Origin of the sequence: Microcoleus sp. F4-D5, assembly GCF_036704885.1 — a bacterium.
Lineage (GTDB): Bacteria > Cyanobacteriota > Cyanobacteriia > Cyanobacteriales > Microcoleaceae > Microcoleus.
The window spans coordinates 1-1365 of record NZ_JAUBSX010000195.1; the positions used below are offsets into that span (position 1 = coordinate 1).

Here is a 1365-nt window from a genome sequence, read left to right on the forward strand (position 1 = left end):
CCTAAAGCTTCTTCCATTCCATGCAGAGCTATATTTGCCAAAAGTGGGCTAACTATTCCCCCTTGGGGAGTTCCTGTCATGGTGTCATAGAATGCCCCATTCTCCATGTACCCGGATTTTAACCATTGGTGAATCAACTTCCTAGCTGGAAAATTGCCAATGGCTTTCATCAGAAAGTCATGGTCAATGTTGTCAAAACACCCTTTAATATCGGCGTCTACAACCCATTTCTTTTTCCGATGAGGGCATCCTATAAGGTAACTTTTACCTATGGCATCATGGGCACTTCTGCCGGGGCGAAATCCGTAGCTACTGCCTTCAAAGACAGCCTCCCACGCTGGTTCAAGCGCGTTTTTAACTACGGCTTGAAGACACCTGTCTATTAGACAAGGAATTCCGAGAGGTCGTTGTTTTCCATTCGATTTGGGGATATACACTCGAAGCGTTGGCAGTGGTTTCCAGGGAATATATTTGTTCAGTATATCTACTAACATTCCTCTGGCTTCTGGTGTTTTGACCACCAGTTTATCCACTCCTGGCGTGTTCTTGCCTTGGTTGGTTTGCGTTACTCTCCTTACCGAAACCAGCATGTTGGAGTAGCTACGCATTAACAGCTTTTGCAGGCTGCGAACCTTTTTCCATTTGCCTTCTTGGGTAGCCCTAAATATTCTCTGTCTCAGTTGCCTAACTACTTTATTGGCTTGACGCCAATTGACGCTTCTCCAATTGGTAGTTCTTTGAGTTACGTTTACAGCTAGTATTGGCTGCATCTAACTTTTCCTTTCCTGTTCGGGAACCAAACACATGAATTTCAGGAGACTCACCAGCCATACGTCGGCTCCTTTTCAGGTGGGCATTTATCCCTATTTGTCCGGTTATTGATTCCCGTTGCCTTTCGGCTGACAACTTTCGCTTCTTATGGCTTCCTTATCCCACTAAGGGGTTCGGGTTAGATTACTCCTTCCTTACTAGCAGTAATCGACTTAGCTGCTAGACCTTATTGGGGTTACTTCGTTCCGCACGTATGAGATTCAATTGGGGTGGATTCCTTCTTTACTCCGGGGGTTGGGCATCCTAACGTCAGACAACATAGCTTCTGATTTCCTTTGTCCCCAACACTATCGTATATAGCCACTTCCGATAGCCTGAAGTAACGGAGCCTCACAGAAGATTCACTGATTTGTTAATCCATCCAATCTTTTCCTTGCCTCCCCCTGCATTGTGGTTCGCAGATGGGTTCGGCTTTCCCTCTAGCTGTGAAAACCTCGCAGTTGCCCGCGACGCTCCTTCGGGCGGAAACAAGCTTTTGGATGCAGGCTTGGGGGAGACGGCTCCTCACTCATACCGTGCGACCTCGAATCGCAC

At 47.0% G+C, this 1365-nt stretch carries 1 protein-coding gene; it reads right to left on the minus strand.

Going from position 1 to position 1365, the window contains the following annotated elements; all coding sequences use genetic code 11:
* The coding region (locus tag QUA80_RS33540; RefSeq protein WP_333429209.1) for a reverse transcriptase domain-containing protein at positions 1–770 on the minus strand (770 nt) is incomplete at its 3' end.
* Between the last annotated feature and the right edge of the window lie 595 nt (positions 771–1365).